Source organism: Desulfatiferula olefinivorans (assembly GCF_054657895.1).
The window spans coordinates 90,655-105,157 of sequence record NZ_BAAHXV010000010.1; the positions used below are offsets into that span (position 1 = coordinate 90,655).

General features: G+C 53.1%; 15 protein-coding genes. All 15 read right to left on the bottom strand.

Annotated elements, in window-relative coordinates; translation table 11 throughout:
- Positions 1 to 90 precede the first annotated feature (90 nt).
- Positions 91 to 768: a T4 family baseplate hub assembly chaperone gene (locus ACYQ11_RS09400; protein WP_459923526.1), complete on the bottom strand. Its 678-nt coding sequence runs from the start codon at positions 766 to 768 to the stop codon at positions 91 to 93.
- A gap of 18 nt (positions 769 to 786) precedes the next feature.
- On the bottom strand, positions 787 to 1,248 hold the full coding sequence (locus ACYQ11_RS09405) for a phage tail protein (RefSeq protein WP_246909030.1): 462 nt from the start codon (positions 1,246 to 1,248) through the stop codon (positions 787 to 789).
- A gap of 15 nt (positions 1,249 to 1,263) precedes the next feature.
- Positions 1,264 to 2,793: a phage tail sheath C-terminal domain-containing protein gene (locus tag ACYQ11_RS09410; protein WP_459923527.1), complete on the bottom strand. Its 1,530-nt coding sequence runs from the start codon at positions 2,791 to 2,793 to the stop codon at positions 1,264 to 1,266.
- Positions 2,794 to 2,795: 2 nt separating this feature from the next.
- Positions 2,796 to 3,035, bottom strand: a complete 240-nt coding sequence (locus ACYQ11_RS09415; protein WP_459923528.1) for a hypothetical protein — start codon at positions 3,033 to 3,035, stop codon at positions 2,796 to 2,798.
- Entirely contained in the window at positions 3,032 to 3,595 is a 564-nt protein-coding gene (locus ACYQ11_RS09420) for a hypothetical protein (RefSeq protein WP_459923529.1), read from the bottom strand. The genes ACYQ11_RS09415 and ACYQ11_RS09420 overlap by 4 nt, the downstream gene beginning before the upstream one ends.
- Before the next feature lie 58 nt (positions 3,596 to 3,653).
- On the bottom strand, positions 3,654 to 4,139 hold the full coding sequence (locus ACYQ11_RS09425; protein WP_246909012.1) for a phage virion morphogenesis protein: 486 nt from the start codon (positions 4,137 to 4,139) through the stop codon (positions 3,654 to 3,656).
- Positions 4,129 to 4,488, bottom strand: coding sequence for a hypothetical protein (locus ACYQ11_RS09430; protein ID WP_459923530.1), 360 nt, complete (start codon positions 4,486 to 4,488; stop codon positions 4,129 to 4,131). The genes ACYQ11_RS09425 and ACYQ11_RS09430 overlap by 11 nt, the downstream gene beginning before the upstream one ends.
- Positions 4,488 to 4,886, bottom strand: a complete 399-nt coding sequence (locus tag ACYQ11_RS09435) for a hypothetical protein (RefSeq protein ID WP_459923531.1) — start codon at positions 4,884 to 4,886, stop codon at positions 4,488 to 4,490. The genes ACYQ11_RS09430 and ACYQ11_RS09435 overlap by 1 nt, the downstream gene beginning before the upstream one ends.
- Before the next feature lie 52 nt (positions 4,887 to 4,938).
- Positions 4,939 to 5,316, bottom strand: coding sequence for a hypothetical protein (locus tag ACYQ11_RS09440; RefSeq protein ID WP_459923532.1), 378 nt, complete (start codon positions 5,314 to 5,316; stop codon positions 4,939 to 4,941).
- A complete protein-coding gene (locus tag ACYQ11_RS09445; RefSeq protein ID WP_028315186.1) occupies positions 5,309 to 6,172 on the bottom strand; it encodes an HK97-fold major capsid protein in 864 nt (287 codons plus the stop codon). The genes ACYQ11_RS09440 and ACYQ11_RS09445 overlap by 8 nt, the downstream gene beginning before the upstream one ends.
- A gap of 17 nt (positions 6,173 to 6,189) precedes the next feature.
- On the bottom strand, positions 6,190 to 6,555 hold the full coding sequence (locus tag ACYQ11_RS09450) for a hypothetical protein (RefSeq protein ID WP_028315187.1): 366 nt from the start codon (positions 6,553 to 6,555) through the stop codon (positions 6,190 to 6,192).
- 14 nt (positions 6,556 to 6,569) lie between these two features.
- Positions 6,570 to 8,957, bottom strand: coding sequence for a DNA adenine methylase (locus ACYQ11_RS09455; protein WP_459923533.1), 2,388 nt, complete (start codon positions 8,955 to 8,957; stop codon positions 6,570 to 6,572).
- A 113-nt stretch (positions 8,958 to 9,070) separates the two neighbouring features.
- Positions 9,071 to 9,409: a hypothetical protein gene (locus ACYQ11_RS09460; protein ID WP_459923534.1), complete on the bottom strand. Its 339-nt coding sequence runs from the start codon at positions 9,407 to 9,409 to the stop codon at positions 9,071 to 9,073.
- Positions 9,410 to 9,423: 14 nt separating this feature from the next.
- Positions 9,424 to 9,930 (bottom strand): hypothetical protein, encoded by a 507-nt coding sequence (locus ACYQ11_RS09465; RefSeq protein ID WP_459923535.1) that lies wholly within the window; start codon positions 9,928 to 9,930, stop codon positions 9,424 to 9,426.
- Position 9,931: 1 nt separating this feature from the next.
- Positions 9,932 to 14,503: a phage head morphogenesis protein gene (locus ACYQ11_RS09470; protein WP_459923536.1), complete on the bottom strand. Its 4,572-nt coding sequence runs from the start codon at positions 14,501 to 14,503 to the stop codon at positions 9,932 to 9,934.

The window sequence follows — 14,503 nt, forward strand, 5'->3', positions numbered from 1 at the left end:
CCACAAACTGCTGTCGAAGCCTGAGCGGCAGTGATCGGATTTCCTGATAACTCCAGTGGAGCCCGCCATAGGCGAGAAAGAAGCTGTCGCTTACAAGCGAACTCCTGGAAATAAAAAAGCCGGTTCGGCCTCGAGACGTGTTCTGATCCGGGTGCCGCATCCATCGCAGTCGACTTCGACCGTGGTGTCGATACCGGCATCCACCCAGGCCATTTCCTGTCGCAGGGCACTACGGTCGCGCATGGGCATTTCAGCGAGTGATTTCTTGCTGGGTGCCTTTCCGTCAATCTCGATGAGTCGAATCATCATGGCCGATGAAATGTTCGGCTCGCGCAAGGCGGCCAGACGCTTTTCTTTGTGGCCGTCAAGCAGGCCGAAACGGACCGCTTTCTTGGAGCCGGGCAGCTTGAATTCAAACTCACGCTCCTCGGTGTAAGGAGTGACTTTGAGATCCTCCAGATTGACCGTTACATAGTTGGTCATGCGACACGAGGCATTGGGACACGTCAGTTCCAGTTCCACTTCGTCTCCGAGGGAAATCTGGCGCAGCCTTACCAAAGCGAAAAGGCGGTCGCCCGAGAGCAGATCGAGAATATCGTTCACCGCAGGCTTGTCATTCTCGCCAAGGCGGACGGTACAGTTTCTGAGCACCTGATTGATCGCCTCTCCATTGCGGATCAGGCGTTGGTTGGTCAGGAGCTCTTCTTCGGCACCAGTCATCTCCTTGAGTTCGATCTCGATGCCACTGGGTAATTCATAGGTATACATTTCTTCACTCCTTGTTTATCAGGTCCAGTACTGGTAGCAGATGGTCAGTTTCTCGATGGTGTTTTCGGTATTGCCGCCTTCGAGCTCGTCGTATTCCAAGGTCTTGATCCATGCGCCATGCAGCGTCCAGCGTCTGGTTTCATTGCCGCTGCGGTCATAACGCACCACATCGATATCCTTCAGATAATCGGCAGGCAAACCGCCGGTCACCGCATTGACATCAACCTGCTTTTTCACCCATTCCCGGGCCGCCTCGTCAGAGCCGTCCTGAAGGATTCCCTTTTCAAGGGTGATGTCCTCAAACTTCACGCGTCCGGCCACCTTCTGGTCGAACATGGAACCAGCAGGCGCAAAGGCCACTTCCTCGAATTCCGTTTTCGGCTCCTGTCCCTTGTGAAACAGGGCCACGTCAAAGCCGTTCACCTCGATGGCAAACTGCCAGTTCTGGTAAAGGCTCTTGGGCATATTTCCACTTCTCATGGTTGTATCTCCTGATTAAATGATTTCACTAAAGTCCGCGCCGGTACCGGTCAGGATGAAATTCAGTTCGATGAATTCCGCTGTCTTGGTCGGCTTGACGAACACCCGGGCAATCATTTCATTGCGATCGATAACCGCCGGAGTGTTGGTTTCCTCATCACACTGGAAGGCGTAGTCATAGAGACCGCCTTTCTCCTTGATGTCCTGCAGGAAGGGATTGATCAGACGGCCGAGCGCCCGCCATGTCTGCGGATTGTTCGGCTCGAACACCACAAAACGGGATGACTCGGATATGGCTTCCTCCATATACATCATCAGACGACGGACATTGATTCGGTCCACCGCTGAAGGCTGACTTTGGAGTGTTTTCTGGCCCCAGATGTTGATACCGGTGTCCGGGAAAACGGCAATGACATTGACCCCTTCGGGATAGAGCACATCGCGTTCGCCACGGCTGGTCTTGTAGGCGACCGACACCGCGTTGAAAATGCGGCCACGGTCGATTCCGGCGGGAGCCCACCAGACGTAGGTCTTCTGGTCGCTTCGGGCACAGCACCCAGCTACAGCGCCACAGGGCGGGATGTATTTCTTGCGGGCGGTGATGGGATCGCTGATCTCCAGCCACGGGTAATAAAGCGCCGCGTAAGACGAGTTGAATGCCGCGTGGGTGTAGGTTCCCTGACCCTTCCTGAAGTCAACGACCTCCAGCGGTTCAAGCATGAACGGCGTGTCGGCAATGAATAACAGGTCCTTGCGGTTTTCCGCATAGGTGATTCCGGCATTGATAACCGGGACGGTTGTAACGCCGGGGACCATGAGCAGATTCAGGGCGTCGATCTCATCGAATGCATAAAGACCGGTATGCTGGGACGGGTCGCCGATATAATCTGAATCGGTCACACCAGAGAGGCCGTTATCGCCACCAACAAGCTGATAGGTGCCTGCAACGGGCCTGTCTTCAGCAGTTCCGGTACTCGGGGAAAGGTCACTGACAGTGATGTAATCGGAAACCTCATTGATCATGAGTTCCACATGATTGGCCGACGTCTCATCCATGGAGAGGTCTTTGAACACCTCGACGATATTGTCCTTGTATTTGACAACGAGATTGAAGGCGTTGGCCGGGTCCAGAGAGCCGTCCTCGACCGTCACGGAAATACGGTCGCCCCATGTTCCGGGGTTGGCCGCATTGACCTGAAGGGCCGGTGCCGGTGTCGCATTGCGATCGGCAATGGTCATGTTTGAATTCAAAGCCGTCAGCGTGCTCTTGTCGGTGATATCGGTGTAGTGGGCAATGCGGCAGACATAGAGGATCGAACCGCCATTGTCGAAAAAGGCTCTGGCCGCATAAGCCAGGTATCCTTCATTGATGTAGGAGCCGAATTTATTGATGAACTGCTCCCAGCTCGTTACCAGTACCGGTTTATTGACCGGGCCTTTTTCGGTGATGCCCACCATGGCAGCCGCCGAGGTGGAGATCTGCTTCACATAAAAACTGAAGTCGGTTTCCCGGGTGTAAATGCCGGGCGATAGATATGCTGGCATCGTTATTTCCTCCGTTTCATGGTTTTGGGTTCAGTGGTTTCAGCCGTCTCATCTGAAACGGAGGGCTTTTTCTCTTCCGGTTTTGAAAGGCCCACCAAGCCGCGTTTTTCAGCAAGCGTGATTTCTGGTGAGATATCCTTTTGTGGAATCGAGGTGCGCTCACGCGGGCCGAGATGCAATGTTCTGTCTCCGGCCAGATTGAAGGTGAGCGGTTGAAACTGAAGGTTTCTGATTTCAATCACTGTTCATCTCCTTTGGGTTCATAGGTTCGTTCTTCATTCACGCTGCCGTGAAACTGGAAAGTTCGGTCCTTGATCAGATGGCCGTTTCTGATTTCGCCATCGTAAACAGGACAGTCTTCAATGCGGATGCGTCCGGAGCTTTGCTTCAGATTGGAAAGGTTGACCCGGTTCAGGCCGCCCAGCGGAACGATCTCCGTCAGGTTGAGTTGGCCCTGATCCGTAATGGTCAAAACGGGGTTGCGCTGGACAAAGCGGGAGACCGACTCCTGAAATTCAAGGAGCTCGACCTCACGGTCCACCGTCACAATCAGGTCAAAGTCGAGATGATAGAGACGCGGAAAAGAACACTCCTCGAATGACAGAGCGTCCACGTCCTTTTCAATCAGGCGGCTTTGGCTGCGGCGCAGTTTGTTTTCGCTGACTCGCGGCCCTTGCAGAATGACGCTGGGTGTGCGCTGAACCTCAAAAACATCATCAGGCAGAACCAGCACGGCATCCGGGTGGATGTCGGCTTTGACCTGCCTGATCAGTGTTTCTGTAACGGTTCGTATTGTGCTCACGGTAGCCTCCGGTTGTTTCTGCCAGATTACTTACCGGAAGCGCTGCGGATGTGTCGGATCAGAGAATACCTTTCAGAGCGGTGCGATAATTTTGCTCAATCTCTTTGCGGTATTTCTGCATGACGGGATGAAGGAAAGGTCTGGCCGGAATGATAATGGTCGCCCCGTTTGGGTGGTTGATGGTGGCTCCGTATTCCATGACAGCGCCGATATTCACCATGCTTTCACCGTCCTTATTGACGGTTCCACGGAGCAGACCGACAAATGCCTTGTCCGCCATGATTTTCTGGGTGATGGAATTGATCAGAAAACCGGTGTCGATGAGGGCTTTGCTGGAACCCTTACGCTCAATGGTGCTGTCGGCCAGCTTGGCAAAAGCCTGCCCGCCGGGGGCCTGATTGCGGATACCGCGTTGAATCTCCCGAACAAGAAACAGGGCATTGCGGATGGTCGCCTGCTGGAGGGCCATGGCGATTCGGGGACCAAGAGTGCCATTCAGTTTGGCTTTGGCCTTGTTCCAGTCACCGGTCCGTTTAACGCCCATGGATTGTCACCAGCTTGATAGATTGGTGGGTAATGACTCCAAAGAAGTGTTCTTCTTCGAGGGTCTGTATTCTGTATGTGATTGTCTCTATCTGGAGCCTGTCCTCCGGGAGCACGTCAGCTTCCGGCAGAACAGAGACGGTGGCATCGATTTTTCCGGCGAGGTCTTCCGGAGGTGTGTGGACTATTTCAACGGGGATAGCGCCGACTGGGTTGTATTCCTGATCGTCGCTTCCGTACAGATTTTCACCGGGAACAATGCGCAACACCGTGGCGGTGATGCCGGAGGAGACAATCAGTTCTCTGACATCCTTCACGGCCTGTTCTTTTTCCCGATCTGTCAAAAGCATCAGCAGTCCTCTTCAAGGCAGATTCCCTGTTCGTAAATAACTGGCTTAAGGCCGCCGGGAGTGATGATGTAGCCATCCTCGTTGACCTCGGTTCCCGGTTTCAATGCGGCGAGTCTTTTGCGGTATTCATCCAGCAGATCCACTTCGAGTTTGGCCCAATGTTCAGGCTGCTTGGATTTATCGACCCGTTTGTCGCCGCTGGAAAACGAGAAAGCATTGGCGGTGGCAGAGCGCATCACCTGACAGGCATGTATCTGCCCGAGCAGCAGAAGCAGTTCCCTGAGCTCACCGCTGATGTCCGGCAGAATCTGCTCGCCCTCGATGGTCAGCGTAATCTCCGCATCCCAGGACAGCTTAAAAACAGCCTTCCGGACGCATCTCTCCAGTGTGGAATCCACAAAGAGAGACGCATCCGGATCGGAGAGGTCGATGCGCAAGTCGGCTATGAGCTCAGGAAGCGTCAACGTCAACCTCCGCAAGACGGTTCTTCAACGCGTCGATGACGGTTCTGCGTTTTTCACCTTCCATATAACCTTTGAGTTTGGCCGGGTCGGCTTCCTCATTGACCTTGGAAATGGCGTCGGTCGCGTTGAGCTTACTCAGATCATCATCCTGATCCTGCTTGCCCTGAGAGGAAGCATTGCCTGCTTTCTCCTTGTCGACCTGAATCACCACTCCGGTTTGAAGGCAGTGTTTGATCTGGTCTGTCTGTTCTTCAACAGGCGCAACCTCTCCGGGAAACAGCTTCAGCCCGGCATCCGGGATGATGAGAATGCCGGGACGGACATTTTTTATCGTCAACATGATTCCTCCTTCGGCATTAAACACCAAGTTTCACTCGGGCCAGAACGTCCGGGCGGGTAATGCCCTGACCGATTTCAGACCATACCAGCCAACCGGTTTTGAAGCGGGTCTTCTGGTCGATGGATTCAGCCTTGAGCTTCTCGCGGACCGGCATTTTGCCCACTTCTTCATCCGGAATGATCAGGATTTCATCGAGGGGCATGGATGCCGTCAGCAGAATGCCGCCGGTGCCATAGTTTTTAACCACGCCTTTCTGACGCAGCTCCAGTTTGGTCTGAGGATCGAGATCCCAGCCGCGCAGATCGTTGAAACGGCGACCACGCATGACGATATACTTCACCGACAACTCGAGGTCCTCGATGATGGAGATCGCCTCGTTAAGGGCTTCCTCGGTCAGTGTGTTTCCGGCCACTTCAACGGTATTGGCCGCCGGAACCGCAGCCGACAATACGGAGATGGTTCTGCGGTCCATCTCTTTTCGAATGGCATCCGAGGCACTGGTCTGGATATCCATCAGCGTGCCGATGTTGCCGTTCTTGAGGACGGAGATATCCACCATTGGATTGGAATGGATGCGGTTGGTCGGAAACTCGACTTCATCCTTGCCAATCTCCTGTTCCTGCGCTTCACCGTCCTTGCTGATCCAGTGGGCTTTGACGGTCGGCTTTTTCTGGTAAAGTGGACGTTCACCCTTGGGCAGCGTGTGTTTGGTCAGCAGCAGCGAGGAGATTTCCTTGCGCCGGATCTCCTGTTCGATCGGAGCGGCAATTGCAGCAGCCAACGCCTGCATCCCTTCCGGGGACTCAAGAGCTTCACTCATGAGCCTTGCCATGGTCTCCATGTATTCCTGGCTGTGAATGTTCATTGGGTTGTTCTTCATGTGTACAGCTCCTGTGGTTAAATAAGCAGTTTGAATTTCAAAACGCCGCTCTGGACGGAAATGGCCTGAGCGATGACAAACTCGTCATTCCCGATATTTCCGCCGGTCAACTTACCGGTGCCCGAAACCTTCAGGTCATCCCCGGGATTGATCGTCCCTTCGAAGACGTCCGTTTCGTACACACCGCCGTTGCAGTAAATGCCGGGCATTTCACCGCCTGCGTAATCCTTGATCAGGATGCCGAAAGAACGGACCTCCGGATCGGTGTTGACTGAAAACAGATCGTTTCCCGCCAGACTCACCAGATGACCAAGCTGGCCATCGCCTTGCATATAGCCGTCACCGTAAGCGAGGCCCCTGTGACATGGATTGATAAAAGACATAGCTCTTCTCCTTGTTAGTTGATTTCCACGGTTTCGTTCGATTCGTTACCGACACGGTTGTTGTAGGCAGCCATGAAGCCGCTGCGCAGGCGATCCTCGAGGGATAGCTTGCGGTCATCCACATCGTGCGGTCTCACTCCGGCAGAACTGCGCATGGGTGCTTCACTCGATGCTTTGGACTTCTGCTTGTCAGGCTCTTTTTCCGGTTCCGGCTGAGCCTTGGCATCCGCCTTGTGGCTTTTGGCCATCTTTTCATAGGCAGCCTCGGTGGCGGCAAAAGCGTCATCCGACAATTCCGCCAGACGCTTGAGTTCCGTGTCGCGGTCTTCGCCGAAATCCATGCCTTGCTTTTCGAGCTTTGAAATCAGCTTGTGGGCGCGGGCTTTCGAAGCGGCAGCCTTCTGTTCGGCTTCCAGTTCCTGAATGCGTTTCTGAAGTTCGGCCACCTGAGCTTTCAGCTGGCGGTTTTCCTTTTCCAGCTCGCCTCCGGGAGCTGGATTGTCTTCCTGCCGTTCCTGTTTTTTCTTAGCGGCGTCGGCGGACGACTCATCTGGTTTCTTGGTTTTTTCGTCCATAGTTGGATCTCCTTTGGGTTGGTGTTCAACAGATGGTTCCTGAACCGACGCCACCTGCAGAATGCGGGCATTTTCATCTGCCCCTTTGCGGTCCAGCAGGCCCAGGCCCGTAAAAGTCACGCCGTGAAGGATCTCGAAGACGGGTTTCCCATCGAGTTCACGGCCCTTAAATTTTCTGAGGTGTGTGCAGTAATCGGCTTTGCTCTTGAAGCGCTTGTGGCAGACGGAGCATTCACCTTCTTCGTAATCACACTCCATCGATACCTGCGTGATGATGCCTCGCTTCATGAGCTTGTAGGCCAGCTGGGCATTGGGCGTGTCTCCGGTATAGAGCTCACCCACGCATTCGACCCGACCGCCGATTTCATCTTCCAGATAGTCAGCCGCCACAATTCCACCGACGATGTCGCCAAACTCCTGCGAGTGCTGCAGGTCGACTTTCTTGTTGATGACGGTCATGTGCCTCGTGGCCAGCTCTTCAGCGGTGAAATGGTCACCATTTCGGTTGGTGCCGGTTCGGCAGAGGATGAAGGTAAACTGCGGATCACCCGGCAGACCTCCGCTCATCGCTTCGGCGTTCAGCCCCGCATTTTCATCGAGACAGAGTTCCACCGGGATGGATGTATGGATATTGGCGGCGGCAGCCATCGGAACAGGCTTTGCTGCCTGTTCGTTATCCGCATGGGACTGGTTACCTTTCAGGCAAACGAAAAGGCGCTCCTTGGCACTGGACGCCTCGCCATGTTTGGAGGTGATCGAGTATTTATGCTCCTTGGTCTTCATTCGGCTCTGACGCCCCAGACCGCCGATGATCTTTTTCATCTGCTGTTCGTTCGGATAGGCATGATCGCGGTATGAAATAAGCCAGTGCGGGATATGGGTGGCGTTGCCGAGGAACTCCTGAAAGAAGTCGGAGGCGTTGCCTTTGGTGACCGTCACATGGCTGGTCTCGTAGTTTTTGACCTTGGTATCCGCCTTAATGGTCAGGCCGTCCCAATAGGTCATCAGCCCTTCGACAAAGTGATAGGCTTTTTCGTAATTGGTGGTCGAAAACTCGGTGGCATACGGCGGATCAAAGTAAGCGAGGTCAGCCTTCACCTTGGGAAGGATCTCGTTAACATCCCCGCGATAGGCTTTGTTTTCCTTGCCGTTGTCGAATATCAGGGCGTTGATCCGCTCGATATTCGCTTTCAGGCGTTTTTTGAATTCATCAGGTGTGTCCTGACGCTTGCCGTAATCGGTGGAAGACGAGAAGTGCCCGAATCCGCCTTTGCCGCTCATGCAGGTTTTACCGAGGGCAAACAGCGCGATGTCCTTTTTATATCCGGACAGATCGTCACAATTGGCTCTCAACGAGTCGATGAGTGCGTGAACACCTTTGGCAAAGAAAATCCCTTTGAAATTGTCATGAACAAAGGTCTTGGCCTTGGGATTGTCCGCCAGCAGTTTTTCGATCTCTGCCTCGGACAGCCTCGTCGAGCTGTTTTCGATAATGGCTCTGGCTGCGTGGTGACTGTAGCGAAGACGGTCATTGGCAAAAACCCGCAGCCCTTTGGATTTGTACATGTAAGCAACAACAGCCGAGCCGGAAAAGGCATCCAGAACGGAGGAAACTCCGTCCGGGGTGTTACGCCAGATCCAGTCGACCAGTTTCTGTTTGCTGCCGATGTAGTTGGTGATGTACTTGGGGCGTTTCTCCGGGGGTTGCTCTTCAGGAGCCTTCTGTTCGGCTGCATCGGTCCCGAGCTCGTCGGGATCGATTGCGAGCGCCGCATCTGCCTCAAGGAGGAACGCCAGCCTTTCCAGGTCAGTGGCAAACATTTCCATCAAATTCTCCGGTTCAATCACTGTTATTTGCCCCGATCGCACCGGGCGAGCGGGAGGTTTCAGCGATTACTTACCGGAAGGCTTTGAAATGTGTCGGAAAGGCGTCTGCTTTTTTAGGCGGGAATCTTCAAAGACTGCAAAACAGCAAGCCCGCAGGCTGTTATGGACGGGTATTCCTCTGTTTCGACCGGTTCGGAAAACACGCCGTCATAGGGAGATCGGCTCTGGCGGTGATACTCCAGAAAATCATCCGGGAAGGTCAAAGCACCGCTTTCAACCAGCCGGTTGATGATCCATTCAGCCTCCTCACGACGATCCTGAATGTCGCCTCGGCTGGAGTCCGGATAGAACATTTCAATATCGAGGCCCGGGCCGGGGCCTTGCACCCAAACGCCGACAGGTCGATATTCCGGGATTGCCGCTTTGGGATCAACGAGGATGGAGTCGATCATGTATCTCAGATTCATTACCAGTCCTCCGCAATCTTGATGTGTTCGGCAAGGATCTCTGAATCCATGCGCTGGAATAGATCCCGGTTGTTTTTTCTGAATGCCAGCCATGCCTCCCACTGTTTGGCATGAGCCGGTTCGGAAACGGGTTCGATCATTTCAAGGTGGTAAATGCGGTCCAGATCATCGGTCAGCTCGACAATCAGCCATGCGTTGATGTCACGTCCCTCTGATTGCGCTGTCAGCGTGTCTTCCACGGATACTTTGACGACCTTGATTGTATGGCTGTAATTGAAACCTTCCTGATAACCAAGCTCCTTCCATAGCAACCAGAAGTCCGTTCGGATGATTTTTCCTGAAGCATCGAAGTGCGGTGCAATCCTTGTGACCGTCAGTTCTGCGGTGATGGTGTCGATAAAGTTTTCACCGCCACGTTCCCGGATCTTCAAACGGCAGCCGCGCTCATTGAACCAATGAAGCTGCTTCTGGATGCGGGCTTTTTCCTCTGCAATTATGTTTTCCATATCATTTCCTCGTGTCCCACGTACTCGGTGTGTGAATGATGTCTTCTATCTTGCGGCCGTCGGGCAGCTTCTTGATCCCACGGGAGGTGAAGCTCTTGATAATCTTTTGACGCTCAGCGGCCGAATTAGCGACGATGTATTCGATGTTATCCAGCAGCGTCACCGAATACTTGAAGATGGTTTCATTGCCACTCTTGCCTGAAAACTTTTTCCAGTCGTCGATGTTGTTGCCACGATTTTTCCGGACATAATCGTCCACAACCTTGCCGAAGGCATCGTGGCTGTAGCTGATCGCATCCATGCGACGCAACATGCTCTTTTTGAAATAAAGGGCCGGAGGGGCATCGCGGGTCGGTTTTTTCTGAATCCGGGTAAAGAAATAGCTGGCTCCGCCTGTCTGCATGTCCGCCACTGGGGACATACCGCCGGGCGGAACACCCATGCGCATCTTTTCAACCGTGCTGACCATAGCGCCATTGTTTTCAAGGATGGTTTCGACGAAATCGGACATGCCTTCATTGTTGGTCAGGCGATGAACCAGAGAGTAATCCTTCATTTTCATTTCCAGATCCTCTTCAGTGATGTCGAAGCGGTACTGGTGGCGATATCCGCCTTTCAGCCCGCGATCGAGAAAACCGGCCTGATAAGCGCCCATCGGGTCATAATCCGGCAGTTTGGTGATATCATCCACATTGAGTTCTTTTTGCCAGTAACCACGAAGAGTCTGTACCCGCTCATTGACTGATGCATCGCGGTCATCCAGCCTTTTTTGAAGCCGCTTGTATTCTGCGGTGTGGTCCACTTTCCGGATGTAAGCCATCTTTTCCAGATACATCTGCTCGGCGTTCTCGGGTGAAGAAATCCGTGCATCGATGCCGAGTTTATCCAGTTTGGTCATCAGAGCTTCGACCTTCTTGCCACTGGCATCCCCATCGATCACAATCTCCAGCTCTCCGCGCTGAGCATAAAGGTTTGTATTGTCCCATGGTCGGTATTTAAGACGTGTACCGTCGTCAAAATCGGCGGTGAATTGAAGGCCGTCCTGCATCCTCGAATCCCGGTTGAACATCCCGTAATTATCGACATCATCCATCTCGACGGTTATCTTGCCGCCGCTGATGCGCCTTTTGGTGTGAGTAACCTTGCCTTTGGTAACCTTGAAGTCCGGTTTCTTGGGCTTGGCCTGCTTCGGCAGCTCGGGAAGGTACTGTTCGAAGACACCATTGGTGGCGCGGTCCCAGTCGACTGCCTCTTTGATTTCATCCAGCCATTTGATATAGCTGTCGGCCATCTTTTTGACTTCCGGATCTTTGCTGCGGGTAAGCACAAGCAAACGGGTTCGAAGCTTCTCTGCTTTCGCCAGTTTGGTCCGGTTATAATTCCCGTCACCGACATGAAAATTGACGTTCTTGACGGCTTCCAGAATGGTCGGAAAAAAGGTGTCGTCCTGCAGAGGCTGGCCTTTCTTGAGTTCGACAAGATCCAGCTGTTCCCGAAGCAGAGCGGTGATTTTGGAATCCGTATCCGGTCGGATCTTCATTTTGACAACGGTGCGTTGTTTGCCTTTGAAGGTCTCTGTGAATATCAGCGCGTTCTGGTCTTCGACATCGCCACTGTCAAACGGCAGGGTTTTTCCCTGCCATCCGAGTTTACCGGCATCATTGATGATTTTTTCATCCGCATCCTGCAGCAGCTTTTTGATCCCGGGTTTAGTCTGCAGTGATGAGAAACTGAAATCTTTCCGGCCTAAAACATCCCCGTAATAGCGCTCGAAATCCTTCCGCAGATCATGTTTGCGCTGAAGCGCCTGCTCATAGAATTTATCCAGCCCGATTTTGTCTTTTCCGAAACGCCCCTCGGCATAGGGCCGGATGATATCGAGATAGTTGTCGTCAGATATCTTCTCGACCTCCTGAATGTATTTCAGGGTGACCTGAGGATCGAAGTTGACCTTGCCGTCCTTGGCTGCCCGAAAGACCTTATTGTAAAAAGGCTCTTCTTCACCAAAGGCGCTGTTGGGATGGTAATCCAGAGAAAGACTGTCCTTGCCAAGGTGCTTGAATGCCTGCCCCTTGTCGATGCCATAGACATGACCGTTTCTTCCACGGATGAACTGTTTGGAGTGTCCGTCGTGGTTGGCGATAAGCCAGTCAATCACATGTTCCCGCTGCAGCTGTTCAAGCTCAACGGTGGTCAGATCCTCCGGCAGTATGTTTCTGAAGTCGATCTCTGACTTCAGGTCCGTGCGCCATTTCTGAATGGAACCGGTCCTTCCGTTCAACTGGATATTTCGAACCTCGATTGCATCCGGGTCGATCAGACGCCCGATTTTGTATGCGGCTTCCTCACCATGAGCGATGAAGTTGTCCTTGGAGTTCTTGGCCGGTTTAAACAGCCATTTATCGCCATTCTCATCGGTCCAGAACTCTTTTTCATGCGCTCCGCCGACATTGGCCTTGCCTGACTTATTGAATTTTCCGGTTGCTGATTTTTCATTCCATTTCTGATCGGCGGTTTCAAATTCAGCACCTTTCTGGGCAAAGGACGGTGGTTTGGCTTTGGGTTCAACAGATGGTTTAGGCGCTGGTTTTTTCTCTTTTGCAGGAGCCGTCTTCGTTTTTTTGCCGCCATGCTTTTCAGCCCATTTCTGCCATTTACTCTCAATATTGGATTGCGCTTCTCCGATCTTCACGGGGTCAGTTTCAGTAAAGAGCGTGACGAGATCATCCTTGCTTGCCCATTGCCAGTGTTTGAGCTGCGTATCCTTGGCGATGGATTTAAGCTCCGAGGACTTGAGTTTGGATATTTGCTCCTGAAAGAGCTGCTTTTTGAGAGCGATTTCCTTGGCGTGCCCGGCAAGCAGCTCCTGAGGCACTTCCTTCGCCGATGCCAGAGCTTTTTCCGCATCAGATACCTGGCTGATAAAACTTGTGTAGTCCAACGGGGATTCCGGCAGCTGAACTCCGGCAGCAGCCTTTTCGACCAGCTCTTTCTGTTTTTTCACCAGAAGCTGTTTGGCTTCATCTGCGGCTTTCTTCTTGGCTGATTCCGCCAGATCCGTTCCGGCCTTTTTCTGGAGTGCCTCAACGAGCTGCTGCTTGTTTTTCAGGACACTGATTCCGTACTGCTTTTTCTTTGCCAGCAGTTCCTTTCCTTTCAGGGAGGTGTGGTCGATGCCCGGCTCGAGTTTATCCAGTAACTCGATGGTCTCCTGCTTGGTCATATTCAGGGAGATGCCGTTGCTTTTGGCCATCTCTTTGAGCTGAGATACCGGCATGCCATCGAGTCCTTCCACCGGTGGCAGTTTAGACATCTGCTGGGCAATGAGTTGTGCCTGTTTGAGTTCCGCCTGCTTTTGAGACAGCAGCCCGATCAAATCTTCCTTTGTCCGGAGCAGGCCGATCTTGTGCTCTTTGAGCTTTGCCTTCAGTCCGGCCCCTGAAAGTGTGCTGTGGTCTATTCCCGGCTCTGCCTGATCGAGCAGCTTGATGAAGTCGGCCTTGGTGCGGGCAATAGAGATGCCGTTTTCCTTTGAGAGTGTCTGGAGCTGTTTTACGGTGAGTGCTGTAAGGTCATCGGCGTTTCCCTTTTCGAACGCATCTTTCAGTTTGGCGTTCTCTTTCGCCTGCGCATCGGCCATTCCCTCCAGCGCATGCGGGGGCAGTATGCAGGCATCGCCCTGTGAAGCCGTGGGTGCCGCCTGTGCAGACAAGTCGGAGCCACAGATACTCATGGGCCACGCGACAAGGTTTGTGCAGCGGCAATGCGGATGTGCGGGTTGTTGGGGAAATTTATCGATGGGGAATGTCTTGCCGTCGAGAGGTCCACACACCGGGCAGGTTCTCTCATCATTCATGGCCATCCATTCAAGTCTCTGAACACCGACTCGCTCATGGAATTTAAGCCGCCCCATGTTGTGCGCCCGCAAGACTTCAGTCCGGGCGATCATTTCCATGCGGTACTGCGCCTTGCTAAACACGCGGCTGCCAGCCTGCCTGAACGAGTCTTTGTCGATGATGACTTTGCCGAGGTCCCGGACAATATCATCCGCGCCTTTGCCTGTGGCTATCCCGCTCAGAATTGTCCGTTTGATACCATCCGACAGTTCACGATGAACATCACCGGCAAGCGTAAGATTGTACTGGGTCATGAAGTCGAGGGCATTGGTATCGATGATGGAGAACACTTTGGTGGCCAGTTTATCGATACCATCAGGCTTGAGGTCGGCATAGAAAGGCAGTGATGCGGATGTCAGCTCGGTGATGCCCTGAGCGATGCCGCCTTTGAAGGCGTCCTTGGTACTTTTACGGAAGACAAGGGTCTGGTCTCGCTTCAATTGGCGCAGAACATCGTCCAACTCGCCCTGAAGTTTCTCCAGACCTTTCAACGCAGCCAGCTTGTTGTCCGGCAGAGATCCAAGACTGCGGTATTTCAATATGGCCTGAGCCACTTCCTGTTCAGCCTTGTTGAGGGACTGAGTCAGTTGGGCGGTAATGGAATCGTTGTAGCGGTTACGGGATTTCAGGCTTTTGAGCGTTGCCGCCTGAATGCGTTCTTTAAGGTCGGAAGGCAT

Bases quoted from the DNA above. Each gene is read 5' to 3' on its own strand.
- ACYQ11_RS09400 (WP_459923526.1), bottom strand. From the start codon at position 768: ATGTATACCTATGAATTACCCAGTGGCATCGAGATCGAACTCAAGGAG.
- ACYQ11_RS09405 (WP_246909030.1), bottom strand. From the start codon at position 1,248: ATGAGAAGTGGAAATATGCCCAAGAGCCTTTACCAGAACTGGCAGTTT.
- ACYQ11_RS09410 (WP_459923527.1), bottom strand. From the start codon at position 2,793: ATGCCAGCATATCTATCGCCCGGCATTTACACCCGGGAAACCGACTTC.
- ACYQ11_RS09425 (WP_246909012.1), bottom strand. From the start codon at position 4,139: ATGGGCGTTAAACGGACCGGTGACTGGAACAAGGCCAAAGCCAAACTG.
- ACYQ11_RS09430 (WP_459923530.1), bottom strand. From the start codon at position 4,488: ATGCTTTTGACAGATCGGGAAAAAGAACAGGCCGTGAAGGATGTCAGA.
- ACYQ11_RS09445 (WP_028315186.1), bottom strand. From the start codon at position 6,172: ATGAAGAACAACCCAATGAACATTCACAGCCAGGAATACATGGAGACC.
- ACYQ11_RS09450 (WP_028315187.1), bottom strand. From the start codon at position 6,555: ATGTCTTTTATCAATCCATGTCACAGGGGCCTCGCTTACGGTGACGGC.
- ACYQ11_RS09455 (WP_459923533.1), bottom strand. From the start codon at position 8,957: ATGGAAATGTTTGCCACTGACCTGGAAAGGCTGGCGTTCCTCCTTGAG.
- ACYQ11_RS09460 (WP_459923534.1), bottom strand. From the start codon at position 9,409: ATGATCGACTCCATCCTCGTTGATCCCAAAGCGGCAATCCCGGAATAT.
- ACYQ11_RS09465 (WP_459923535.1), bottom strand. From the start codon at position 9,930: ATGGAAAACATAATTGCAGAGGAAAAAGCCCGCATCCAGAAGCAGCTT.
- ACYQ11_RS09470 (WP_459923536.1), bottom strand. From the start codon at position 14,503: ATGCCTTCCGACCTTAAAGAACGCATTCAGGCGGCAACGCTCAAAAGC.